The organism is Nitrosomonas sp. Is79A3 (assembly GCF_000219585.1).
GTDB lineage: Bacteria > Pseudomonadota > Gammaproteobacteria > Burkholderiales > Nitrosomonadaceae > Nitrosomonas.
The window spans coordinates 1,985,089-2,007,438 of sequence record NC_015731.1; the positions used below are offsets into that span (position 1 = coordinate 1,985,089).

Consider the following 22,350-nt stretch of genomic DNA (forward strand, 5'->3'; position numbering starts at 1 on the left):
TATGAATTAACTCTTTCGAAAAAATGCCAATGAGCTCTAATATCCCTGATATTGCCTCAGCTTCTATTTCTGAAACGCTCAAAGCGCTTGATATAAATCCAGAAATAGGCCTCACACACGTTGAAGTGGATAACCGTAGGAAGGAACATGGCTACAACGAAGTAGCTGAACAAAAAAAGCATCCGGTCCTCATGTTTATCGGGAAATTCTGGGGGGTGTCGGCGTGGATGCTGGAATTGATTATGATTTTGTCGGCAATTCTGGGTAAATTCTCTGATTTGGTTATAGTGAGCGCATTGCTGGTAGTCAATGCTGTATTGAGCTTTTTACAGGAACGGCGGGCTGCCGGTGTCGTTGAAACATTGCGTAAACGCTTGCAAGTAAGCGCGCGGGTACTGCGCGAGGGAAGCTGGCAAGTCTGCCCCGCTCGCGAACTGGTTCCAGGCGACATCATCCGAATGCGCCCCGGCGATATCATTCCGGCGGATATAAAACTCTTCGCTGGAGAATTGAATGTAGACCAATCGGCTCTGACCGGTGAATCACAGGATGTCGACAAGGTTCTGGGCGAAGTGGTGTCATCGGGATCTGTCGTTCGTCATGGCGAAGGCAACGGCGTGGTTATCCTGACTGGAGCAAAAACCTACTTCGGCCGCACCACTGAACTGGTGCAGCAAGCACGACCGAAACTCCACATCGAAGCCGTAGTGGCTAAGGTGGTTCGCTGGCTTTTCGTTATTGTTGGCGCACTGGTGAGCCTGGTGATCGTCATATCGCTAATCCGCGGCACGCCGCTTCTTGAAATGATTCCACTTATGCTCGTCCTATTGATGAGTGCTGTGCCGGTTGCTTTGCCTGTCATGTTTACAGTTAGCATGGCCATCGGATCGAAAGAGTTAGCGAAGCGCGGTGTGCTGGTCACGCGCCTCAGTGCTGTAGAAGATGCCGCGACGATGGACGTGCTCTGTGTGGACAAAACGGGCACAATCACGATGAACCAACTGGCTGTCACTGGCGTGATTCCAATGGAGCATACGACGGAAACCGATGTGTTGTTTGTCGGTGCACTCGCCTCTCAAGAAGCCAACCAGGATCCGATTGACTTGGCATTTCTGGCTGAGTCGAAAAAACGACAGATCTTTGATGGCATACCCGCTGTCACGCCAGTCTCCTTCACACCTTTCGATGCCACAAACAGACGAACAGAAGCCGTTGTTGAACAGAGTGGGCAACGACTGCGTGTGATGAAGGGCGCTGTGCGAACCGTCGCCCAGGCCTGCGGGTTTCATCCCCAGGAAATCGAAGCATTGGAAGCCCGTGTCGCCGAATCTGCCCTCAAAGGTTATCGGACACTGGCGGTGGCGCGCGGCTCCGAAACAGGTACCCTGGCATTAGTCGGATTGGTAACCTTGTATGATCCGCCTCGCCCGGATGCCAAGCAACTCATCGCTACACTTCACGACCTCGGTGTTCCGGTGAAAATGCTCACGGGTGATGCATTAGCGGTTGCGAGTGAAATCGCACAGGGAGTCGGGCTACCCAACATCAGGCGCGTAGCGGATTTAAAGGCCGCAAGCGCTCAGGCCGACAACAAAGCAGTAGATTTGTTAGCAGGCGCCGATGGTTTTGCCGAAGTGTATCCGGAAGATAAATATATCGTGGTGCAGCACCTGCAAGCCGCAGGGCATGTGACCGGTATGACGGGCGATGGTGTTAACGACGCACCCGCACTGCGCCAGGCCGAAGTGGGCATCGCCGTCAGCACCGCAACCGATGTGGCTAAAGGGGCCGCAAGTGTCGTCCTGACCGAACCGGGATTAACCAATATCGTCGCGCTAGTCGAGCAAGGGCGAATGATCTATCAGCGCATTTTAACCTGGATCATCAACAAGATCAGCCGGACGATCCTGAAAGCCGCCTTCGTGGCTATCGCATTTGTGGTGACCGGCAAGTTCGTCATTTCCGCCTTTGCGATGCTGCTGCTAGTATTTATGACTGACTTTGCGAAGATCGCTCTCGCCACTGATCATGTGCGGCCGTCCAAGCAACCGGAAACGTGGAACATCGGAGGGTTCATTACCGTATCCGTGGTACTGGGCATCGTCATGGTTGTAGAGTCGCTACTTCTCTTGTGGATAGGTTGGTCACATTTTAACTTGGCAAAAAATGATGATGCCCTCTACACCTTCAGCTTTCTGACACTGTTCTACTTTGCCGTTTTCTCAATCGTATCTGCTCGGGAACGTCACTTCTTTTGGTCAACGATGCCCAGCAGAACTCTTGTAATTGCTCTTGTCTCAGTTACTTTCTTGGGTACCACCCTTACATTCTTGGGACTCCCAGGACTCATGACATTACCCTGGCAGCAAACACTAGTAATTTTCGCTTACGCGATGATTTCTTGTCTCGTAGTGAACGACAGCATAAAAGTTGCGATGATCAAATGGCGTGTTCCTGCTGCGACAGCATAGCCAGCAAGGATAAATAGGATGAGAACCTGATGTATTCCACGAAATCACCTGTGTAAATTTCGGAGTTAAGATGATGTACCACTAGAACGCATTAATATTTGCGATTATCGTGGGAAAAAGTATACGGGATATTGCCAGAAACAAATGCGAGTTAGGTATACAATGAGATTGCCATTTGTAATTCTGGGATTAATGCAAAAGGAATTTTAAAAAATTTTCCTTTAATAATTATTGCAGAACTAGATTTTTCATTTGGCGATATAAAAGAATGGTTAATGTTCTGTCTATTCATATTATTAATGGAGGCAAAATGAAAGTATTTTTATTTCTGGCGCTGACGCTAAGTTCCTATAGTTATGCGCAAAGTGGTCATGACCATCAAGTCGATACGAAAAAGACTGATCAGCATGGTGGAATGCACGAGGGCGATCATCATGGCGGAATGGGCGGAATGCATGGTGGCCACCATGCATTAGATAAAAATACCTTAAAACAATTTTTTGAACCACTTCCCGTATCCATTATTGATGAGAAAAAGAATGAAGCCTTGATCAAACTTGGCAAGAAGCTTTATCTGGATCCCCGGCTTTCGATCAATGATCAGATCTCCTGCAACTCTTGTCATAGACTCGATAATTTTGGTGTAGACAGCCAACCCACATCACCAGGCCATGAAGGTAAACGCGGTGGCAGAAATTCTCCAACTACCATGAATGCGGCGCTTCATATCGCTCAATTCTGGGATGGACGTGCCAAAGATGTAGAGGAGCAGGCGCTGGGGCCCATTCTGAATCCAATTGAAATGGGCATGCCCAATGAAGCTGCCGTCGTCGATAAATTAAAAAAAATAGAAGAATATAAAGGACTTTTCGCAGAAGCTTTCAAGGGCGAAAAAGATCCATACCAATACAAAAATATTGGTAAAGCAATCGGTGCTTTTGAACGCACACTACTAACCCCTTCCCGATTCGATGACTATCTCAAAGGCGACGAGAATGCTCTGAACGATAGTGAGAAAAGAGGCCTGACAAAATTTGTTCATATGGGATGCGCTACTTGTCACAATGGGGTAGTGATTGGTGGAAATTCATACAAAAAAATAGGTGTTGTTGAACCCTATGAAACAAAGGATATGGGACGGTTTGAAATAACTGGGATTGAAACTGACAAGCATGTATTTAAAGTGCCGAGTCTTAGAAATATCACCAAAACAGGTCCTTATTTCCATGATGGTTCAGTTGAAACACTTGATGAAGCCATTCGATTAATGGCAAAACATCAACTTGGTCGGCAAGTTGGTCCTGGATTTGTTGATGATGTAAAAGCGTTTCTGGGTTCCTTAGCGAGTAAAAGTAAGGAATAAACTTAAAAAATATAGCCGGGGGTATACACCCCCGGATGAGGAGCTTAAATGCATTACGTTATTTCCACGACTTGGGGTCCGACCGATGTCACGCGGGCTGCGTTACCGTTCATATTTGCTGCCTCTGCCCTACAGGCAGGGGATACAGTAATGATTATGCTTTTTCATGATGCTGTAACTATTGCTATTGATGGAACCCATCAGAAGATGATTCCTTTCGGTCCACCTTCAAAATTTGCTGAAGTATTTTCCAATCCGAATGCTAAGATTCTCGTGTGCAAACCTTGTGCTGAGGCGCGTTCCATCAGAGAAGATATGCTGGTGAAGAATGCTATATTTGGGGGAATGAACGATCTGCATCATGATGTATCCCGTCAGGATGCGAAATTCATCAGTTTTTAATGCGCTCCACATTCTTAATCGTCAGATCGTGTATGTTCCGTGCATTTGTCATTATCCTTAATCCGATATTCAGTTGAACTTAGCTCAGATTTTCCATTAGACCTTATTAAGAAACAAATCTCCGAACAGATGAAACGAAAATAGTATATTTGTTATGAGATCAATTGCAGCATCGGTTATTTTGGTTATCTTCTTTGCCTTGCTACCGGCATTGACTGTCGTTTCTTCATTGTCATTGAATGTACTCGGATTTGGTCTCTTGTCGGGCTGGCTAGGAACTGGATTGATTGCAGCGAGTTTGCTGTTAATAATTCGTGAACCAGCATGGGCAACTTGGTTTGGGGGCTTGCAACAGATGTACCGATGGCACCATGGAATGGGTGTACTAGGTTTTGTATTGTTACTAGCGCATCCTTTATTGCTAGCCGGTCACTACTTGCCATTGGATCCCGATATTGCATGGGAGTATTTATCCCCACTTAATCCGCAATCGACTAATATCTTGGGCTGGTTGGCATTAATCATTTTTACGCTTGGCATGGCAGCGACCTTTGTTCTACATCTGCCTTATGGTATGTGGCGGCGCTTTCATATGTTATTGGTCATAGCGATAGCATTAGGTTTGGGACATATTTGGTCTGTGAGTGGATTTTCCATCAGCCTTACAGCGGCCTTGCTTCCTGCGGTAATATCCGTGGGATGGCGATTATTGCGTGCTGACCAAGGTATTGGTGCCCGTCCTTATGAGGTCAGCGCAGTCGATCATCCAGCGAAAGACATCACTGAGGTAAATTTACGGCCGCTGGCAAGACCCATACCGATTGCACCCAGTCAGTTTATAAGTGCGGCTTTTTTTGAAGGGCCACATTTTCAAGGCTGTGGTGATTTTCATCCGTATACCGTAAGTCATATCGCAAAAGATGGTAGTTTGACGTTGAGTATTAAGGCATTGGGAGATTGCACGCAGCATATACAGTCACTGGAACCGGGTGTTGCTGTTCGCTTGCAAGGACCTTACGGTACCTTCTTACTTGATCGTCCAATCGCGCCAGAAGTATGGATCGCTGCTGGTGTTGGCCTAACTCCTTTTCTAGCATTGCTGCGAAGTCAAACACTCACCCAGCACACCGATATGTTTTATGTTCATCGTGAAAGCGAGAGCGTTCCTTACGAAGAAGAACTGCAGATGTTTGCAACCAACCAAGCGCTCCTATGTTTTCATTCTTTGTCGATGACGAATGATTTAACACTTTTATTCACGTGGTTGGAAAGCATTGATAAGCTCAATAAGAAACAGGTGTATCTGTGCGGCCCACCGCCATTCATGGCTAAGGTTACCAAGTGGCTACGGGAACATGACATGCCTAGGCAACAAATTCATTTTGAACAATTCGATTTCCGTTAATGAGTATATTGGGTTGATTGTTCCAATGAGAGATACCTGCTCTAATCGATAATACAAGCAGGTTCATTTGGTGAAAAAACGCTTTTGCGCGATTAAAGCAATATCACGCAGTGGCAACATGATATAACAAACTGAAGAGAAATTAAGAAAATATGGCTGTCAAGACTTGTGGATATCTGTGGCTACCTTTGTGAAATGTCAACAGACTCTAGTAGAGGTTTTTTTCAACACACCTTATTTGCTATAAATTAGATTCTAGTATAAGTATTTCTTCTAGTTTTATGTTGATTACCCTGTCTTTAAATACGGTACCTACTTTTCTCTTATTAAAGTGCTCTCTATTGAGGTTATATACTTCTTTAGAAAGAGGAAAATATTTGACTTTAGCCACAAGCTCTCGTGCATTCTTCATATAAAAATGAACAAATTCTTTTACTTCTGGCTTATTCGTTGATTTGGCTCTGACGTAGATAAATAGTGGGCGCGATAACGGTTGATAGCTACCATTCTCTACAGTAGCGGCAGATGGAAATACCGCTCCTTTTCCACTATCAACTCCGACTGCATTGACTTTCTGGCTGTTCTCACTGTAATAAGCAAAACCGAAAAAGCCTAATGCATATTGATCGCCTGCGACACCTTGTACTAGAACGTAGGCATCCTCTGAAGCAGAAAAGTCACCACGACCCGATTTAGCTTTGCCAACAATAGCTTCAGTGAAGTAATCAAATGTGCCTGAATCTGCACCTGCGCCATAGAGATGAATTTTTTTGTCAGGCCATGCAGAGTTTATTTGATTCCAGTTATTAATTTTACCTTGAGCCTCTGGTTCCCAGATTTTCTTCAGTTCATCAACTGTAATGGTTTTGCTCCAAGTATTCTTTGGATTGATAGCGACGGTTAAGGCATCAAAAGCAATAGGCATTTCAATATATTGCACTCCTTCCTTTTTACAAACTTCCATTTCCAAGTGTGTAATAGGGCGAGATGCATTTACGATATCAATTTCATTTTGGCATAATTTCCTGAAGCCACCGTCCGTACCAGAAATACCAACTGTGACATGGATTGAGCCATGCGTGGCTTTCTGAAAATCTTCTGCAATGGCTTCTGTAATGGGAAAAACAGTGCTGGAGCCATCAATTTTAACAATTGGACTGGCATTGACAGTTGTAGCGCTCAAAAAAATAATTGTCATGAGTATTCTAGAGTTAAATGAATTCAACATTAATGTCTCCCAAATGACAAATAAAAGTAAAAAAATCTTGTAAATTCATGGTATATATATTAAGTGGGTTAAATGGAATTGAACAACACTGTAAATCTTGAACCTTGATCTTTCGTACTTTCGAAAGATATAGTCCAATCGTAACGCTCACAGATGCGCTGAACAATTGCGAGACCTAATTTAATTCTATCTGCATCGCCCAAATTATCCTTTACAGATTCTTTAAATATTTGAGCCTGCGCAAACACATCTATTCCAATCCCAGTGTCCATGACCGTTAGCTGATCGGATGTTAATGATATTAAAACAGTACCCCGCTTGGTAAATCGAAATGCATTTCGCACCAGATTGGCGACCAAAACGCTAAGAACTCCTGGCGGCGCCGACACTTTTAAATGTCCATTTTCTTCGAACTTTATTTCAATTGGTTTGTTTCCTAACCATACACGTTGCTGTTCAATCACTTTTCGGACAATTGGCTCCATTTCACAGGAATATTGGTATTGGGTCGATTCGTCAATAATCTGCGCCAGTACTAGAAAGGTTTCAATCAATTCAGACATCTCGTCAGCCCCACGCTGAATTCGCAGGATTTGCTCTTGTTCTTTGGCAGATAGATTCGGTCTGCCGGCCAAAACTTCTGCCGCCAAACTTATGCTCGTAACTGGCGTCCGTAATTCATGACTTACATTGCATGCAAATTCCTTCTCGCGGATTAACAGATTTTGCAATTGATGATGATAGTGATTCAACACTTTAGCCAGATCGCCTATTTCATCATCACTGAATTCTGAAATATCCAAAAACCTCTTTGGATATTTACTAAGGGTGGTAATCTGATTAGAGAGCAGTGTAATAGGTTGAATAACTTTATGTGCCAATTTCCAACCAATAACGAGTGCTATTATTAAGGTGACAATCAAACACGACCAAATCACCCGGACGAAATCTTGTTCACGCTTTTGGATATTAGTTTCGTTAATTTGCACGGTAAAACACATATCGCCGATATGCTCGACCAGCACTCGATAGTTTTGATTATCGTACATCACTTCGTGTGTACCCTGAGGTAAATCCCGTACATGCTCTGGTAGACTGGATAATTCATTGAGTGGCGTAATGTAAATCGAATAGAATAACCCAGCTAGGCGCGTAGCTTCACCCTGTTTTTGTATATGTTTTAGCTCGGTGTGTCGTAAGACATCGAGAATGTGCATTTCGCTTGATTTCAATGCAATAACCAAGCTCAGTCCAAGTATAAGGATTAACGAGATTCCAAATATCAGAAACGCAAGAACGATATGTCGACCGATTCGGCTATTCTTCTGCATTTTTGTCTGTTAGTTTGTACCCAAAACCGCGTACAGTGTGCAAAAGCGGTTTATCGAATGGCTTGTCAACCATCAGTCGCAGATTGGAAAGGTGAGTACGCAAGGCATCACTATCCGGTGGATCGTCCTTCCAAACTAAGTATTCGAGTTCTTCGCGCGAAATGACGCGATGAGCATTTTGCATCAAAAACATCAGCAACCGAAATTGAGTTGGATTGAGGTTGATATGCTTACCAGCGCGAAATACTTCATGAGCATCCACATCGAGCGAGAGATCTCCAACTATCAGTTGCGAAGTAGGTCTACGGCTGATGCGTTCAGATAACACTTTAATGCGCGCTGCCAGTTCTTTTAGGGAGAAAGGCTTTGCCATATAGTCGTCCGTGCCTGATTTGAAGCCTTCCAATTTATTCTCGAGTGAATCCCGGGCAGTAAGCATAAGTACCGGGATTAACCGTTGTGCATCCAGGCGAAGTCGACGACAAAGGGTTATCCCATCAATACCCGGCAAACCCAAGTCCAGAATGATTACATCGTAGTCTTTTGTGACCGCCAGATGTAAACCCGTTACCCCATCTCCTGCAGCATCAACCATGTAGCCCAAGACTTCCAAATAATCATAGATACTGGAGGCAATGTCTTGGTTGTCCTCTATGATAAGGACTTTCATGAAAGAGTTTCTGATCGAAATAAATTAACCAAAAGAAAACCAAACAAGATTCTCAAGATCTGCAGCTCATTGAGAATGGAGAAATTATTGTTTTGATTAAATGCATTAAACTTCATATGATCAGTCTTAATTTCTCAATATTGTATTAGTGAATGGAAAAAGTCTAACTTAAATAATATCAAGATAGTGTTAAAAACTGCTTAAATAAGTCAGTTTGTATTCGCAGGGTTTGCCTCTTTTGATTTCATGTGCTGGTTTCACATGATGCAGCACTTGATATGTGTCACGCAGACTAGATTACTTTCGCCTAAATATCCTGGCGTTTAAGAAAACTTTAACATTATTTTAATGCAACGTTTACATACATCCCTTTAAAGTTTCTACCACGTTTGATGATGTGTCGTGTATCACTACACTAAACTTTTTAACGATCCGGAGAAATGAAATGAACAAAAACACATTAAGTTACGGGCTAATTCTATTTGCCCTATTTATGCTACCGAGCATAATGTACGCTGCGGATGAATCAAAAAACCAACAAACAAAAGAGAAAACACCCGTAGAACTTCAGCGCGAGAAATCCCAACAACTGACACACAAAATGATGGGGCACATCAATCTTGCGCAGTTTGCATTGGGCATCAAGCTCCCTGAAGAAGCTTCCAGTCACATTAAAATGGCACAATTCATTCAAACCGAGCTCGCAGAACAGGCACCAGAGTTCAAGATTAACTCTTCATTTAAGTATGGCAAGGTGACGTACGATGACAGTCATACAATTAAAGAACACTACGTACCCGTGGTGGATGACGTCCTCTTGATTAGCGATTATGAATCTATCTTCAATCGTTCAAAAGAACTGGGTTTAAAGGAAACGAATGCAGGTTTGGTTCATGTGAATGTTAAAGTGGATTTGACCGAAGTTAAAAAAAATCTTGATTTGGCGCTCCAAGATATAAACAAAAAAGATTATAGCAAGGCGCAAAATGCGCTTTCTGCAATTTTTAAGGGTGCTATTGTTGATGAAGAGGAAATCGACGATCCTGTATTGGCAATTTCCGGAAACTTAGCGCTTGCTAAGGCATTCTTAAGCAAAGGGCAGTACGATAAAGCACGCTTCACACTTAATTATGTGCAGAAGCGATTAGCAGGTGCCAAAAATACGAGTCTTTCTGGCGTGGACAAAGTAACTGTAGAAAAACTTTCGGTTGATTTGGACAAATTACAAGCGGAGTTAAGAAAGGAAGATCCAACAATAACTCAACGCATCAGCGATCAACTTGACCAATGGAAGAAAACAATCAAAGGTTGGGTTGCTTACAACAACAATTAATTCAACTAGGCCAGAATCAGGGTGCTGCGCCTATCGAGTTGATCTTTGGTAGCAAAAAAACACTGTATGTTTTACTTTCATTAAAAAAGGTATTTATATCATGAATAATATATCGACTATATTAGCAGCAGGCATTTTGGTGATTTTCTTCAGTAGCCAGGTCAGTGCAGCAGGATATGGCGGGCAAGCTCAATCTGAAGGAAAAGCAACTAGTTCAATAGATGAGGCAATCAAACATGCAGAGATGGCCAAGGCACATGGAGATGATGCGAAGGAAATTCTTAAACATGCGGAAATAAGCTTAAAGTATGCCAAAGATACTGTGGTAGAAGTCATTGAAAAAATAAATATCTCAGGGATGGAGCGCATAGATGCGTCAATTAAGCACTTGGAAGAAGCTATAAAGCACGCCAAATTAGGGCATGCCGATGTTGCCAGCAAGCATATCGATGCAGCGTTAAATGAGATGCACGCATATTCCGCCAAGAGAGCCGATTACCTGAGTGATAATTGAGAAAAGTTATAACTATAAATAAGTTAGTGATAAATCATAATTACAGCATTTTTCGGATTAATCACATCTTGCAACAGGTAATTAAACTCTTGTTTTAGTACCTTTCATATTGGGGAAGTAAAATGCAACCAACGGATACTCAGTTAAACTTATCACCGCCTTCCTGGTGGTTTAAAATTTTTGGTATTGTTTTTATTTTAGGAGGCTTTGCCGCCTTATTTGTCCCTGCGATAGCGGGTGTTGCCATCGAGTTGTTGTTAGGATGGTTATTTCTTTTAGGAGGCTGTATTCAAGCTGGGGCTGCTTTGACCACACGCAAACATGAATCGTTTTGGTTTAAGTTTCTGTGGGCGATTCTTTTTGTGATAGTTGGATTATGGTTATTAATGCGTCCGGCTGAAGGCATACAAGCATTAGCTTTTGTTGTTGGAGCGCTATTTATTGTTGAGGGAATAATGAAACTAACATATTCCTGGCACTGGCGCAGTCAGCCTAAAATTGGTTGGGTCGCGGTAAGTGGGATTCTGTCCATCACAATAGCAATGATATTGTTAAGCGGTTGGCCCCAACAATCGGCAGCTTTATTAGGCATACTGGTTGGGATTAATTTATTAGCAAGTGGGACAGTGGCTTTATTGCTGAGTTTTAGAACGAACACTGTTAGGAATGCTGAACATGAGAAAAATAATTCCGAATCAGAATCATAACCAGTACGAAACCGAGAAAGTAAGAAATGTTTCAATCGATTGAGCCACAAATCCGGTATTTTGCTTTTCGATCAATTTCTCATGAGAAAGTTCAGGCAATTAGATGATTCTTATATAAATTTTTTCCAATCACCCTGCATTTATCCCTGCAGCAAGATCGCGGGGTATTAAGATGCAGAAAATCAAAAACGGCACGCTACGCTGACTTCAAAAACACAAACTATAATGCTCTCCGTGGTCTTACCACGGGGAATTGCAAGTTTAACGGGTACTATATGCTCGTGACATTTAAAACTGATGTTGGCGTCATTACTATGTTTGGGAATGACGCGCTTACCATATTGAAAATGATGGGGCACAGCGCAACCGTATCCGGCGCAATTCTCTGGCCGCTGATGTCTCTGCAGCCTTGAGTCGATTAAAAGCTGCTGTAGAAAAAGAAAATCGACAGCGCCAACTGAGGATGCGGAAGCGGATGAACCATTAATAGGTATGACACATCGCCTTTACTAAACCAATTTTTAGCGCCATGTTAGGGGACAAATGATCCTAAATAGAAGAGAAACCTATTTATTTCACCCCCGGCAGGGCCGAGGGTATTTACTGATTCGTACGATTAATGGCCAGATTGACGCATATGCTTCATTGCTTCTTCGGAATGCTTGGCTGATTCTTCTGCATGCCCCATCTCGGCATGTTTAATAGCTTCTTCTAAATGCTTGATAGCTTCATCCATATGCTTGTGAGCCGCAGCATGATCATCTCTTGCTGCTTTAGCATGTGCCAAGCTATCTTTTGCATGTTGGAGCGCATCTTTGGCATGCCCCATTTCGCCATGTGCCTGAGCTTTCCCAGCGTGCTCCATCGCTTCTGAAGTATGCCCAGCATCAGCTGCCAAAACTTGTGTACTCATAAAAATCGCTAATATTCCGGTTGCAATCGTTGTTGATATGGCTCGCATGATAATTACTCCTTTTTGGTACGTTGATAAAATCAATATTCTGAGTAAATCTTATTGATCAAACAGCAGCTTCGAAGAAAATCTTGGTCTATAGAACAAAACAATGGTTAACTGCGATTCTCAAGTTCAATGATGATTATGATCATCACTATCCCCGTTGTGATCCATTTTCATAGCATTAAGTTCTTTTCTCTGAACTTCTGATAAAACAGCATGTATCGCCTGACGCTCGTTAACGTGATGCTCGACCATTGCATTGAAAGCATCCGCATGATCCTTACCGAGCTTACGTAACTGAGCATCGCTCGTATTGGGCTTCATACTTTCTTTTTGGAATGCCATCATACTTTTCATCAGTTTTTCCTTGAGTTGCTTATGCTCTTGTTCGTGCTTTAGGTGTAAACGAACAATTTTTCCCAGTTGCTCATCACTTAGTTTCAATATATCTGTATGAGCAATGATCATATGAGCATAATCATGCCCTTCCTTCATCATACTGGCCCTTTTCTTGTCACCACCGTGCTTACCGCCTTTTCCTTTATCCTTGCCACGGTCACCATGTTCACTTTCCTTATCTTGACCGTGCTGATGGGCCTGAGCAACTATGAAATTTTTATTCTCAAATTGATTCCCAGCGAAATTATCAGCAGCTAATGAGAAAGAGACCGTGCCTAGCGTAATGGCAAAAACAGAAGCGGTAATAGTAGAAATGATGGATTTTTTGCTGATCATGATGAATTCTCCTAAGCTTGGTTGAATATGCACATTGCAAACCTTTAAAAGCAGTATTACTTACCTCAGAAATCTTTACCTCGCGGCGCTCTGCACGTTCCATGATAGCCCAAAGATCGGTCAATCTGAATGAACTGAAAACACCACTTTTTAACCATAGCATATTTCCAGCTATTTGAATGTTTATCATTTTTTTGTTATAGCTTTTACAAAGATTTTGTCTTACCATCGAATCAGAATGAGTCAATTCATGACTCATTCTATCCATTAAATGTGATTCATTTCACTATTTCTCAGGAGGCTATCATGCGACGAATCTATTTTCTTGTTCCTGACATTTCTATTACTAAGCGTATCGTAGATGATTTACTGGCAGCAAAAATCGAGGATCGACATATCCACGTAATTGCAAAACGCGGTACGCCACTTGAAGATTTACCTGAAGCCAATCTGTTACAAAAAAGTGATTTTATTCCAGCTGTGGAACAAGGCCTGGCACTCGGCGGTACAACCGGCATGCTCGCCGGGTTGGTCGCAGTCATCCTTCCCCCCGCATCAACGGTTATTGCGGGTGGCATTCTGCTTGCAACCACGCTTGTAGGCGCGGGGGTCGGTGCATGGGTGAGCGGCATGGTGGGTATGAGTATTGGCAACAGACGGATTAAAGAATTTGAGGATGCGGTTGAAGCGGGGCATTTTTTAGTACTGGTCGATGTACCAACTGATAGAGTACTTGAGATAGAGAGGCGTGTTAAACAACATCTACCTGAAGTAGAAATTGAAGGTACAGAACCAATGATACCTGTGTTTCCCTGATAAGAAATAACGGTTCTTTTAGATGTGCTGTAACGGAGTGGGCTGATGCGCTCAGGCTATGGTTATTGATCGCGGTTTTCCATGTGAAACCTGTGGAGGATGCGGTGTGCGACCGGCGCGAGAATAACACCAGCGACGATGATAACAACCAAGCCACAGTAAAGTGCATAGAGACCTGCAAAGAGCTTGCCGCCAAAAGTTATCGGTGTATTCACCGGTCCCATTCCGCCCAATAGCATAGATGCGTTTAGGAATGCATCAATCCAGCTCTGATCTTCAAGAATGTGATATCCGCTCATACCGAGAAACAGTGAAATGACTATGAGTGCGAGCGCGATGATTCCGCTGTGAGCCAGCCGAATAATGAACTGGTGCTGAGGGATTACGGATTGAGTGCGATTTTCAAACTCTGGAAGCAGTCTTTTCACTGGTCACCTAACGCGGGATATACACGGCATTATATTTCCAATAATTCCACAAAGACGCCGTACCTTATTTATCAGAAGAGAATAAAATCATAACTGCTTTGATCCTGGTTGTTCTGACACTCACATCGAAATCCTTTTCTCACAATGAAATTACAAAATAAACTTGCGGGACATGTCAGGCTTTTTGGTCAACAAGTCTATCAATTAAATCTACCACATGCCCAGATTCCATCATTCCTTGCATTGGATGCTTATCTTCAGCAAAAATAGCCTCCCTCAGCGTGTTTAACTCAATTGGAGTGATTTTTGCCTTTAGCAATACGTAGTAGATCAATTCATATCTGATCTGGCTTAGGTTATCTACGATAAACGAAAGCCCAGTTCGTTTCACACAAGCAATCATGGCTCTTCGTTGCAGCCATAATTCTTTGCCCCAAGTATCAGGCGCATCTTCCAGGTTTGTTAATGCAATCCTCTGAATGATTTCCGAATCACTTTGATGGTTGATGATATATGACAGTGCAAAGGATATCGCTGGGTATAATGCATCGAATTTGTTCCATTCAGCGAGAGTGGTATTGTCAATGTGATCCACTATGCCAGATTCTTCTATCCGCTCATCAGGACCACTTTTTTGTTTGCCAATACCAAGAAGCCACCAGCCGTAATAAAAATTCAACAAATCCAGCGCATTTTTGAGAATTATTTCCTTTTTAGTCACAAACTGATTCCAACACGCTTCATCGCTTAACAGGTTTATATCGCTGAGTTCCGCTTTGAATGCACTGGAACAGGCTTGTCTTCTGGTGAGATAGGCTTGCACGGCTTCATGCCCAAATTTGGCTTGCAGGATATTGAACAGCTCAACATCAAAGCCACAGGCAAAATAATGGTCGTATAAACGGCAGAATGCCAGATTAATCAATGATTCCGGGTTGTTGGGGTCTTCGAGTTGTTGTATTTCAGTTTTAATATCATCCGATTCCTGGAGATAGCTAAACCGGTAACCTTGTGTACCTCTATGACCAGTTTCCACAACATGCAACATGATGCCTTCGTAACAATATCCACACATATCATCCACCTATATAAGTTTTTTAGAAAAGAATTAACGCTTTCTAAAATTAGTACGGTCTGGTAAGTGGTGCTGTCGTTTACGAATGACTACCTACCGTCAAGTCATTGCAGTAATTTGCCCAGGGCAATCGGGCTAAAAGAGGCTTGAAAACAGAAACAAGATGAGGTATTAGCTTTATCATTTTGATTTCAAATGATAGAGAAACCGATAGCGTCAATTATCCATCACTTTTCAAGCATTGAAGACCCGAGAGTAGACAGGCAAAAGAAACACCAGTTACAGGATATATTTTTTATCGCCTTATGCGCTGTTATCTGTGGGGCGGACAATTGGGTGGCTATTGAAGAATTTGGCAAAGCCAAGATAGACTGGTTCACTAAATTGCTTGGTTTGCAGCATGGGATACCCGCGCATGATACCTTTGGAGATGTTTTTGCAGCGATAGACAATGAACAGTTTGGCGAGTGTTTTTCCAACTGGGTGTCTGACTTAGCCAGTCTGACTGAAGGAGAAGTCATTGCAATTGATGGTAAATGCTTAAGGCGTAGCATTGATAAGGCTTCAAGAAAGGCAGCTATCCATATGGTCAGTGCATGGGCGCAGCACAATAGCCTGGTCTTGGGTCAGGTTAAAGTGGACAATAAATCCAATGAAATTACGGCCATTCCCAAGCTGTTATCGCGACTGAATATTGCAGGAAGTGTGATTACAGTTGATGCCATGGGTTGCCAGAAAAGAATTGCTCAGCAGATTATTCAACAAGGTGGCGATTATGTCTTGAGCCTGAAGGGCAACCAGGGTAACTTACATGAAGATGTTGCCACGTATTTTACCTCGCAGTTATCGCCTGAAGCCGCCATGGTGACTGTTGATGGGGATCATGGACGCATTGAAACACGTACTATCTGTGTGACAGATGAGATCGCATGGTTAAAAGAACGTCATGCTTGGGCAGGACTACAAAGTATCATTGCGGTTACAGCAACAAGAGAATCAGAAAATAGAATCACCGGGGAAACGCGTTATTTCATCAGTAGTCTGAGCGCCAATAATCCGGCTAAACTGGAACATGCTGTTCGCGCTCATTGGGCTATCGAGAACAATTTACATTGGGTGCTTGATATTGCTTTTGATGAAGATAGCAACCGGACACGCAAAGGCCATAGTGCAGCCAATCTTGCCACTATCAGACATATTGCTTTAAACCTGATAAATAAAGAAAAAATATCAAAAGTCGGTGTAAAAATAAAACGATTAAAGGCCGGTTGGAATAATGATTATTTGCTCCGCATTATTGGAGTAATTTAAGGCTATGTAGTAATTAACTGTTGAAATTGTCTTGTTTTCCCAAGTGACATTAGGAAACAAAGGGTTGGTGTAACGTTCTGACCGAGACGGTCAATCATTCTATGCCACCCCAGATAACTTGCAAGATAGCGTGTTGCCACACCATGGAACTTCGCCATCCATTGTCTGAGTCGGCTGCCATAAGCATTAACATTCTGAATGTGGTAAACATCGTTGATAACTCGTTGACCTGCAGCAATGTTGACTGGACGATGAACAATTCTTGCATTCCTGGTGATCTGTCTGTAGGCGGGCATTCCATCTGTGCAGAGAATGACATCTTTGCTTAACAAAGGGATAAGCACTGTTCCGATTTGCTCTGCGCTTGTGTCATGCAGTATACGGTCATCAGTTTCACCATAACGATCGCGCACCACTAGCACAGGTATCTGTTCTTTTGATGTGCCGCGCTTGGCAGCTTTGCCGCCTCGTTTGCGTGCGGCTCTCGGTAAATGATGTTGTCCCTTAAAAGATTCCAGAAAATACATTTCGTCAGCTTCAACAATGCCATTCATTTTGGGAGATTGATGGAGTGCAGGCGTTCGCAAAAAACGGTGACGCCATTTAAAGCTCGTGTTCGTGGTTACTCCGCAGCTGACCGCTGCTTTACGTACACTTACCCTTGAACCATCGCTTGCTCATAATCAAACCATTTGTCTTTGTGGCGTAATCGGGCCAATGCCGTGCCTGTCAGGGCATTAAATGTGTGATTGCAGTGGCGGCATCGGTAGCGTTGTAACTCACTGGCTTTACCCCACCGATACAGCTTTGTTTCCTGACAATAGGGACAAATTCGTTCTTCATTCTGCCCTTGCTCAATCAATTCTATGATCGTATCAGCACCGGCTTTTCTTTCTAATCTTTCTCGAAGCTTGTCTCGCTGACCGCGGCTCATCCTCTCAATCGATTTTATCCAATCTTTGAATTCAGCTGCTTTCATGATGCATAACCCCTCTTTTACATTCCGATGCATATTTGACTAGCAATTCAACAATTAATTGCTACAGAGCCTAATTTAAGCCCGATTGCCCTGGTAATTTGCCCAGTCATTCATAAGATGAATTCGTTTATCAAATAAATCTCCTCTGCGATAAGCGGCCTCGACCTTATTGGCAATTGTGTGGGCCGGTGCCATTCCACAGACTTCTTGCGGATAAGCAGTGGTTCCGCTCGCCCAGTCTCGGAAGGTTGATCTGAACCCATGTGCCGTCAAATCATTACGACCCATACGCTTTAACGCTGCGGTTAAACTCATATCCGATAGTGGCTTATCTTGATTGACACCGGGGAACACATAATTGGATACATGGATCGCTTGGCACAACAAAACGATTTTTGGCGGCCTAAAAAGTGATTGCTTATAATAATCAATTGGCTAAAAATGTGCCAAAACAAAAATATAGCAAAAATTGGCCGTATGATGTTAAAGATGGGTTATGGTAGCGCCCGCTCTCACTGTCGGGCGAGAATTGAGTCGGCATTGATTAAAAATTCCTACATAGCCCCTACATGACGCATATATCGAAACATTAAAATCTTTTAAATAATTATAACCTATTGATTATATGGTGCTGTTGTGCAGAATCGAACTGCGGACCTACTGATTACGAATCACAGGTTCAGTGCACGCCGCTTATTGTTTTCGAAGAACTCTTGGTCGAGCTTAAAATTGGAGCGGTTATCAATATAGTCTCCCCACTTCACCATTAGCTCACGTCGCTTTTCGAATAAATCACTTCTCCGGTAAGCAGCCTCGGTTTGATTCTGAACCGAGTGAGCTAGCGCAGCTTCACATACGTCCCGTGGAAAATTGGTTTTGTCACCACACCAATCACGAAATGAACTACGTAGGCCATGCACAGTAGCTTTGGGATAAGATACGATTTTTAGTGTTTTACTAACTGCTACATCACTGAGCTTTTGACCAAATACCATGCCATCATTCGCTGATTTATATTTTTCTAATTTGGTAAGTATTTCCAAGCACTCATCATTTAACGGTACACGATGCTCTCGACCCGATTTCATTCGGTTGGGTGGTATTGTCCATGTCTTTGTGGTCATGTTAACCTCATCCCAAGTGATTCCGCGAGCTTCTGAACTTCTGCAAGCCGTCAGGGCTATCCACCTAACGCAATATGCACTCATGCAGTCTTTAGCACGTAGCGCCTGCATAACATCTGGCAGCTGCATATACGGAATCGCATTGAAATGGACAACAGGGGATACTTTCTTGGGTGCTGCAAATACGTGATCTAAACAACCTTTCCATCGAGCTGGGTTACTTTTATCAATATCCTCATGAAGAAAAGCGTAATCCAGCACAACTTCTATTCGCTGTCTTACCCTTGAAGCAGTTTCCGTCTTACCTTTCCAAATCGGATTGAGTACAGCTTTGACATCATCCACGCCAATATCTGTTATGGATTTATCGCCTATGAATGGAAATGCATATTGCTCGAGCGTGTTTTTCCATTGGCTTGCATGTTTACTATTTCGCCAGCCAGCCTTTTTATGCTCTATGCATTCGAGAGCATAATCAGAAAAAGTCTTGCTAGGCTTTTCTATCCGTAATACTTCTTTTGGGGATTGTCCTCGTGCGATTGCACGCCGCATGTTACTGGCTATCTCTCGGGCCTCAGCAAGCGTTCTATCATTTGTTGAGCCTAATCCAAGCTCAATTGCCCGGCCATTCTGCTTATATCGAAATCCAGCTACGAGAGCCAGAATCTCTTACCCGTAAAAGTAGATTATCGCCGTCTGAGTGTGTGCCAGGTGGGAATGAATTGATTTGTACAGCTTTTAGCTTTTTGACTTCTTTCGCCATCTCGTCTTACCATCCGTCTTACCAGAAAAGTTGGATGTTAGTATATTTCATGAGACAGCTTTGGACAAATTTTTAAGTGAATCTATTGATTTATTGACTTATTTATACTTCTTTGGATTTCTTTGGATGATTGATTGGCGGAGAGAGAGGGATTCGAACCCTCGATAAGCTTTTTGTGCCTATACTCCCTTAGCAGGGGAGCGCCTTCGACCACTCGGCCATCTCTCCGTTATTTATTTCGACAAGCTAATTCTCAATGAATATTATTATTTTCGTTAAAGTGCCTGTTCCAGATCAAATGCTTTATGCAGCACTCTGACAGCGAGTTCCATATACTTTTCATCGACAACAACGGATACTTTTATTTCGGAAGTAGCAATCATCTGAATATTGATTCCTTCTTCTGCGAGCACACGGAACATTTTACTGGCTATACCAGCGTGAGAACGCATGCCAACCCCAACTACTGAGACTTTCGCAATTCTATCACCTCCCAGTACATCGCGTGCGCCAATATGAGGCTGGATCTTTTCTTTCAAGATATTCATCGTATTTTTAAACTCATTGCGATGAACGGTAAATGAGAAATCTGTCAACCCATCGTGGCCTACATTTTGGATAATCATATCCACATCAATATTAGCATCAGCCACAGGCCCGAGAATTTGGTAAGCAATACCAGGATGGTCGGGAACACCTAATACAGTAATTTTCGCTTCATCACGATTAAATGCGATTCCTGAAATGACCGCTTGTTCCATATTTTCATCTTCCTCAAAAGTAATCAGAGTACCTTGACCTGCATCCTCAAAACTGGATAAAACTCTCAACTTTACTTTATATTTTCCTGCAAATTCGACAGATCTTAATTGTAAAACTTTGGAGCCAAGACTTGCCATTTCAAGCATTTCTTCAAAGGTTATTGTATTCAGTCTTCTTGCCTCAGCAACTACGCGAGGATCTGTCGTATAGATCCCATCCACATCCGTATAAATCTGGCATTCATCGGCTTTTAAGGCAGCTGCCAGAGCTACTCCGGTAGTATCTGATCCGCCTCGACCCAGTGTGGTGATGCTGCCTTTCTCATCAATTCCTTGAAATCCGGCGACTACAACCACATAGCCGGCTTCTAGGTCGCTTCGAATTTTTGCTTCATCAATACTTAATATCCGGGCTTTGGTATGTGTGCTATCGGTCAGTATTCGTACTTGCGGACCGGTATAGCTTTTAGCTTTGACGTTAAGTTCCATCAATGCCATAGCTAATAGTGCTATGGATACTTGCTCACCGGTGGAAATCATCACATCCAATTCACGGGGATCAGGATTTTCCTGTACTTCGTGCGCAAGAGCAATGAGGCGGTTCGTTTCACCACTCATTGCAGAAACAACAACTACAATTTGGTGTCCTTGCGAATGGAATTTTGCTACTCTGCGCGCAACATTCTTTATCCGCTCAGTGCTTCCAACCGATGTGCCGCCATATTTTTGAACGTAAAATGCCACAGATTAAAACCCGCTAAATTTTAGTATGGAAAAATTTTTCAATTTTACATGCTTCCCTCAAAGAAAACTAGCAGGCCGTTGAAAAACGTTTTCGAGGCAGCCGATGCAAGGCAAAAACAGGCGAAAAAGCGCAGTTTATGCTTAATAAATGAGTATTTTGAGCCTGTTTTTAACACCGCAGCGGCAACGTAGATAGTTTTCAACGGCTTGCTAGACAAAATTCTTGTCAATTTCGAAAAGATTCAATAAATAGAAAAATCTCTACAGGGGAATTTTTCTGCTCGTTCTTTAGGTTTCAAGAATCTGGATAAAGAAAAATTTTGTGAAGATACGAATAGTTTAGGATATTAATAAATTGCTGTCTTTCTGATATTTTTCACTAATTTCGGGAACCTTCCTCTCATTCCAGGCAATCAGTATTCTTTTTCAGACTGCGGCGTGCATAATACGCAAAACCTACGGTGTTTCGCTGCCCGCGAAGAATCCAATCGTGAGCTTCCCGGCCTAATTTAGGATCAATCGGCTGAATCTTGCCCGCCGCAGCGGCCAGTAAATGCATGCGGGCCGCCCTTTCGAATGCAATGGATAAAATACAGGCTTCTTCAATGTTCGAAGCGGCAACCAGCAAGCCATGATGCGCTAACAACAAGGCGCGCTTGCTGCCAATGGCTTTGGAAATCATCTCGCCCTCTTCGTTTCCTACCGGTATACCCGGCCACTTAGGCAAGAAAGCTACGTCGTCATATAATACGCAGTTATCCATGTGCGATATTTCCAGCGGCACCTCCAACATACTAAGGGCGGCGGTATGCACGGCGTGCGTATGAATAATGCATTGCACATCAGGTCTGGCGCGATACAGCCATGAATGAAAACGATTGGCCGGATTTGCCATGCCATCGCCTTGCAGAACTTCCAGATCTTCATTAACGAGCAAAAGATTACTCGCGCAAATTTCGTCAAAACCCATGCCCAGCCGTTGGGTTAAATATGTTCCCGGTTTCTCGCCTCGCGCCGTGATTTGTCCTGCCAATCCCGAATCATGCCCATTTTCAAACAAAATACGGCAGGTCAGTGCCAATTTTTGCGCCTGCGTGTAATTTGTCCCTTGGAGATGCGTATCCATCTGAACCAAGGATTGCTTGATCAACTGTTCTTTATCTAGATTAAAAGTCTTATTGCTCATATTAGCTCACTTGTTTTGTTCTTATTAATCAGAATGAAGGCGGCGT

General features: G+C 43.1%; 21 protein-coding genes, 1 tRNA gene and 2 pseudogenes. 10 read left to right on the forward strand and 14 right to left on the reverse strand.

All coding sequences use genetic code 11. The features are described from left to right. Nucleotides 1–29: 29 nt before the first annotated feature. From NIT79A3_RS09165 to NIT79A3_RS09180, 4 genes are all read left to right on the forward strand, one after another. Entirely contained in the window at nt 30–2,471 is a 2,442-nt protein-coding gene (locus NIT79A3_RS09165; RefSeq protein WP_041360291.1) for a plasma-membrane proton-efflux P-type ATPase, read from the forward strand. 310 nt (nt 2,472–2,781) lie between these two features. Next, nucleotides 2,782–3,834 (forward strand): cytochrome-c peroxidase, encoded by a 1,053-nt coding sequence (locus NIT79A3_RS09170; RefSeq protein ID WP_013965925.1) that lies wholly within the window; start codon nt 2,782–2,784, stop codon nt 3,832–3,834. A gap of 48 nt (nt 3,835–3,882) precedes the next feature. Then, nucleotides 3,883–4,236, forward strand: coding sequence for a DsrE family protein (locus NIT79A3_RS09175; RefSeq protein ID WP_013965926.1), 354 nt, complete (start codon nt 3,883–3,885; stop codon nt 4,234–4,236). 154 nt (nt 4,237–4,390) lie between these two features. Then, complete coding sequence (locus NIT79A3_RS09180) at nt 4,391–5,641, forward strand: ferric reductase-like transmembrane domain-containing protein (protein WP_013965927.1); 1,251 nt, start codon at nt 4,391–4,393, stop codon at nt 5,639–5,641. A 241-nt stretch (nt 5,642–5,882) separates the two neighbouring features. Here the strand turns inward: NIT79A3_RS09180 and NIT79A3_RS09185 are convergent, their stop codons facing one another. The 3 genes from NIT79A3_RS09185 to NIT79A3_RS09195 form a co-directional block, all read right to left on the reverse strand. After that, nucleotides 5,883–6,869: a PstS family phosphate ABC transporter substrate-binding protein gene (locus NIT79A3_RS09185; RefSeq protein ID WP_013965928.1), complete on the reverse strand. Its 987-nt coding sequence runs from the start codon at nt 6,867–6,869 to the stop codon at nt 5,883–5,885. 68 nt (nt 6,870–6,937) lie between these two features. After that, on the reverse strand, nt 6,938–8,200 hold the full coding sequence (locus tag NIT79A3_RS09190; RefSeq protein ID WP_013965929.1) for a HAMP domain-containing sensor histidine kinase: 1,263 nt from the start codon (nt 8,198–8,200) through the stop codon (nt 6,938–6,940). Beyond that, a complete protein-coding gene (locus NIT79A3_RS09195) occupies nt 8,187–8,870 on the reverse strand; it encodes a response regulator transcription factor (protein WP_013965930.1) in 684 nt (227 codons plus the stop codon). The genes NIT79A3_RS09190 and NIT79A3_RS09195 overlap by 14 nt, the downstream gene beginning before the upstream one ends. A 445-nt stretch (nt 8,871–9,315) precedes the next feature. On the opposite strand from NIT79A3_RS09195, the gene NIT79A3_RS09200 reads away from it, so the two are divergent. The 4 genes from NIT79A3_RS09200 (at nt 9,316) to NIT79A3_RS19485 (ending at nt 11,837) form a co-directional block, all read left to right on the forward strand. Continuing rightward, nucleotides 9,316–10,203, forward strand: coding sequence for a YfdX family protein (locus tag NIT79A3_RS09200; protein ID WP_013965931.1), 888 nt, complete (start codon nt 9,316–9,318; stop codon nt 10,201–10,203). Between the two features lie 100 nt (nt 10,204–10,303). Further along, on the forward strand, nt 10,304–10,717 hold the full coding sequence (gene smbP, locus NIT79A3_RS09205; RefSeq protein ID WP_013965932.1) for a small metal-binding protein SmbP: 414 nt from the start codon (nt 10,304–10,306) through the stop codon (nt 10,715–10,717). A 122-nt stretch (nt 10,718–10,839) separates the two neighbouring features. Then, on the forward strand, nt 10,840–11,424 hold the full coding sequence (locus NIT79A3_RS09210) for an HdeD family acid-resistance protein (protein ID WP_013965933.1): 585 nt from the start codon (nt 10,840–10,842) through the stop codon (nt 11,422–11,424). A 314-nt stretch (nt 11,425–11,738) separates the two neighbouring features. Beyond that, entirely contained in the window at nt 11,739–11,837 is a 99-nt protein-coding gene (locus NIT79A3_RS19485) for a hypothetical protein (RefSeq protein ID WP_348225767.1), read from the forward strand. 203 nt (nt 11,838–12,040) lie between these two features. Here the strand turns inward: NIT79A3_RS19485 and smbP (NIT79A3_RS09220) are convergent, their stop codons facing one another. Together smbP (NIT79A3_RS09220) and NIT79A3_RS09225 are read right to left on the reverse strand one after the other, a co-directional pair. Then, nucleotides 12,041–12,385, reverse strand: coding sequence for a small metal-binding protein SmbP (gene smbP, locus NIT79A3_RS09220; protein ID WP_013965934.1), 345 nt, complete (start codon nt 12,383–12,385; stop codon nt 12,041–12,043). 126 nt (nt 12,386–12,511) lie between these two features. After that, the gene (locus NIT79A3_RS09225; protein ID WP_013965935.1) at nt 12,512–13,117 is read right to left on the reverse strand and encodes a Spy/CpxP family protein refolding chaperone; all 606 of its coding nucleotides are present in this window, start codon (nt 13,115–13,117) and stop codon (nt 12,512–12,514) included. A 306-nt stretch (nt 13,118–13,423) separates the two neighbouring features. Between NIT79A3_RS09225 and NIT79A3_RS09230 the strand changes: the two genes are divergently transcribed. Beyond that, nucleotides 13,424–13,933, forward strand: coding sequence for a membrane protein (locus tag NIT79A3_RS09230; RefSeq protein ID WP_013965936.1), 510 nt, complete (start codon nt 13,424–13,426; stop codon nt 13,931–13,933). A gap of 62 nt (nt 13,934–13,995) precedes the next feature. On the opposite strand, the gene NIT79A3_RS09235 is transcribed toward NIT79A3_RS09230, so the two are convergent. Both NIT79A3_RS09235 and NIT79A3_RS09240 read right to left on the reverse strand, forming a co-directional pair. Continuing rightward, complete coding sequence (locus NIT79A3_RS09235) at nt 13,996–14,361, reverse strand: hypothetical protein (RefSeq protein WP_013965937.1); 366 nt, start codon at nt 14,359–14,361, stop codon at nt 13,996–13,998. Nucleotides 14,362–14,536: 175 nt separating this feature from the next. After that, a complete protein-coding gene (locus NIT79A3_RS09240; RefSeq protein ID WP_013965938.1) occupies nt 14,537–15,436 on the reverse strand; it encodes a hypothetical protein in 900 nt (299 codons plus the stop codon). A 195-nt stretch (nt 15,437–15,631) separates the two neighbouring features. Here NIT79A3_RS09240 and NIT79A3_RS09245 point away from each other — a divergent pair, with 195 nt between their 5' ends. Then, complete coding sequence (locus tag NIT79A3_RS09245; RefSeq protein ID WP_013964816.1) at nt 15,632–16,747, forward strand: ISAs1 family transposase; 1,116 nt, start codon at nt 15,632–15,634, stop codon at nt 16,745–16,747. A gap of 2 nt (nt 16,748–16,749) precedes the next feature. On the opposite strand, the pseudogene NIT79A3_RS09250 reads toward NIT79A3_RS09245, so the two are convergent. From NIT79A3_RS09250 to NIT79A3_RS09275, 7 genes and pseudogenes are all read right to left on the reverse strand, one after another. Next, nucleotides 16,750–17,726, reverse strand: a pseudogene (locus tag NIT79A3_RS09250) (IS1595-like element ISNtsp4 family transposase). A gap of 75 nt (nt 17,727–17,801) precedes the next feature. After that, nucleotides 17,802–18,041, reverse strand: coding sequence for a hypothetical protein (locus NIT79A3_RS09255; protein WP_156797055.1), 240 nt, complete (start codon nt 18,039–18,041; stop codon nt 17,802–17,804). Between the two features lie 356 nt (nt 18,042–18,397). Continuing rightward, complete coding sequence (locus tag NIT79A3_RS17895; RefSeq protein ID WP_348225592.1) at nt 18,398–19,402, reverse strand: site-specific integrase; 1,005 nt, start codon at nt 19,400–19,402, stop codon at nt 18,398–18,400. 18 nt (nt 19,403–19,420) lie between these two features. Then, nucleotides 19,421–19,516: pseudogene (locus NIT79A3_RS19490) on the reverse strand (hypothetical protein); the annotation flags it as partial. Between the two features lie 232 nt (nt 19,517–19,748). After that, nucleotides 19,749–19,841, reverse strand: a tRNA-Ser gene (locus tag NIT79A3_RS09265). A 47-nt stretch (nt 19,842–19,888) separates the two neighbouring features. After that, nucleotides 19,889–21,118, reverse strand: coding sequence for an aspartate kinase (locus NIT79A3_RS09270; protein ID WP_013965939.1), 1,230 nt, complete (start codon nt 21,116–21,118; stop codon nt 19,889–19,891). A 400-nt stretch (nt 21,119–21,518) separates the two neighbouring features. Beyond that, nucleotides 21,519–22,304, reverse strand: a complete 786-nt coding sequence (locus NIT79A3_RS09275) for an aldolase (protein ID WP_013965940.1) — start codon at nt 22,302–22,304, stop codon at nt 21,519–21,521. Between the last annotated feature and the right edge of the window lie 46 nt (nt 22,305–22,350).

Bases quoted from the DNA above. Each gene is read 5' to 3' on its own strand.
- NIT79A3_RS09165 (WP_041360291.1), top strand. From the start codon at position 30: ATGAGCTCTAATATCCCTGATATTGCCTCAGCTTCTATTTCTGAAACG.
- NIT79A3_RS09170 (WP_013965925.1), top strand. From the start codon at position 2,782: ATGAAAGTATTTTTATTTCTGGCGCTGACGCTAAGTTCCTATAGTTAT.
- NIT79A3_RS09175 (WP_013965926.1), top strand. From the start codon at position 3,883: ATGCATTACGTTATTTCCACGACTTGGGGTCCGACCGATGTCACGCGG.
- NIT79A3_RS09180 (WP_013965927.1), top strand. From the start codon at position 4,391: ATGAGATCAATTGCAGCATCGGTTATTTTGGTTATCTTCTTTGCCTTG.
- NIT79A3_RS09185 (WP_013965928.1), bottom strand. From the start codon at position 6,869: ATGTTGAATTCATTTAACTCTAGAATACTCATGACAATTATTTTTTTG.
- NIT79A3_RS09190 (WP_013965929.1), bottom strand. From the start codon at position 8,200: ATGCAGAAGAATAGCCGAATCGGTCGACATATCGTTCTTGCGTTTCTG.
- NIT79A3_RS09195 (WP_013965930.1), bottom strand. From the start codon at position 8,870: ATGAAAGTCCTTATCATAGAGGACAACCAAGACATTGCCTCCAGTATC.
- NIT79A3_RS09200 (WP_013965931.1), top strand. From the start codon at position 9,316: ATGAACAAAAACACATTAAGTTACGGGCTAATTCTATTTGCCCTATTT.
- smbP (WP_013965932.1), top strand. From the start codon at position 10,304: ATGAATAATATATCGACTATATTAGCAGCAGGCATTTTGGTGATTTTC.
- NIT79A3_RS09210 (WP_013965933.1), top strand. From the start codon at position 10,840: ATGCAACCAACGGATACTCAGTTAAACTTATCACCGCCTTCCTGGTGG.
- NIT79A3_RS19485 (WP_348225767.1), top strand. From the start codon at position 11,739: ATGTTTGGGAATGACGCGCTTACCATATTGAAAATGATGGGGCACAGC.
- smbP (WP_013965934.1), bottom strand. From the start codon at position 12,385: ATGCGAGCCATATCAACAACGATTGCAACCGGAATATTAGCGATTTTT.
- NIT79A3_RS09225 (WP_013965935.1), bottom strand. From the start codon at position 13,117: ATGATCAGCAAAAAATCCATCATTTCTACTATTACCGCTTCTGTTTTT.
- NIT79A3_RS09230 (WP_013965936.1), top strand. From the start codon at position 13,424: ATGCGACGAATCTATTTTCTTGTTCCTGACATTTCTATTACTAAGCGT.
- NIT79A3_RS09240 (WP_013965938.1), bottom strand. From the start codon at position 15,436: ATGTGTGGATATTGTTACGAAGGCATCATGTTGCATGTTGTGGAAACT.
- NIT79A3_RS09245 (WP_013964816.1), top strand. From the start codon at position 15,632: ATGATAGAGAAACCGATAGCGTCAATTATCCATCACTTTTCAAGCATT.
- NIT79A3_RS09255 (WP_156797055.1), bottom strand. From the start codon at position 18,041: ATGAGTTTAACCGCAGCGTTAAAGCGTATGGGTCGTAATGATTTGACG.
- NIT79A3_RS17895 (WP_348225592.1), bottom strand. From the start codon at position 19,402: ATGCGGCGTGCAATCGCACGAGGACAATCCCCAAAAGAAGTATTACGG.
- NIT79A3_RS09275 (WP_013965940.1), bottom strand. From the start codon at position 22,304: ATGAGCAATAAGACTTTTAATCTAGATAAAGAACAGTTGATCAAGCAA.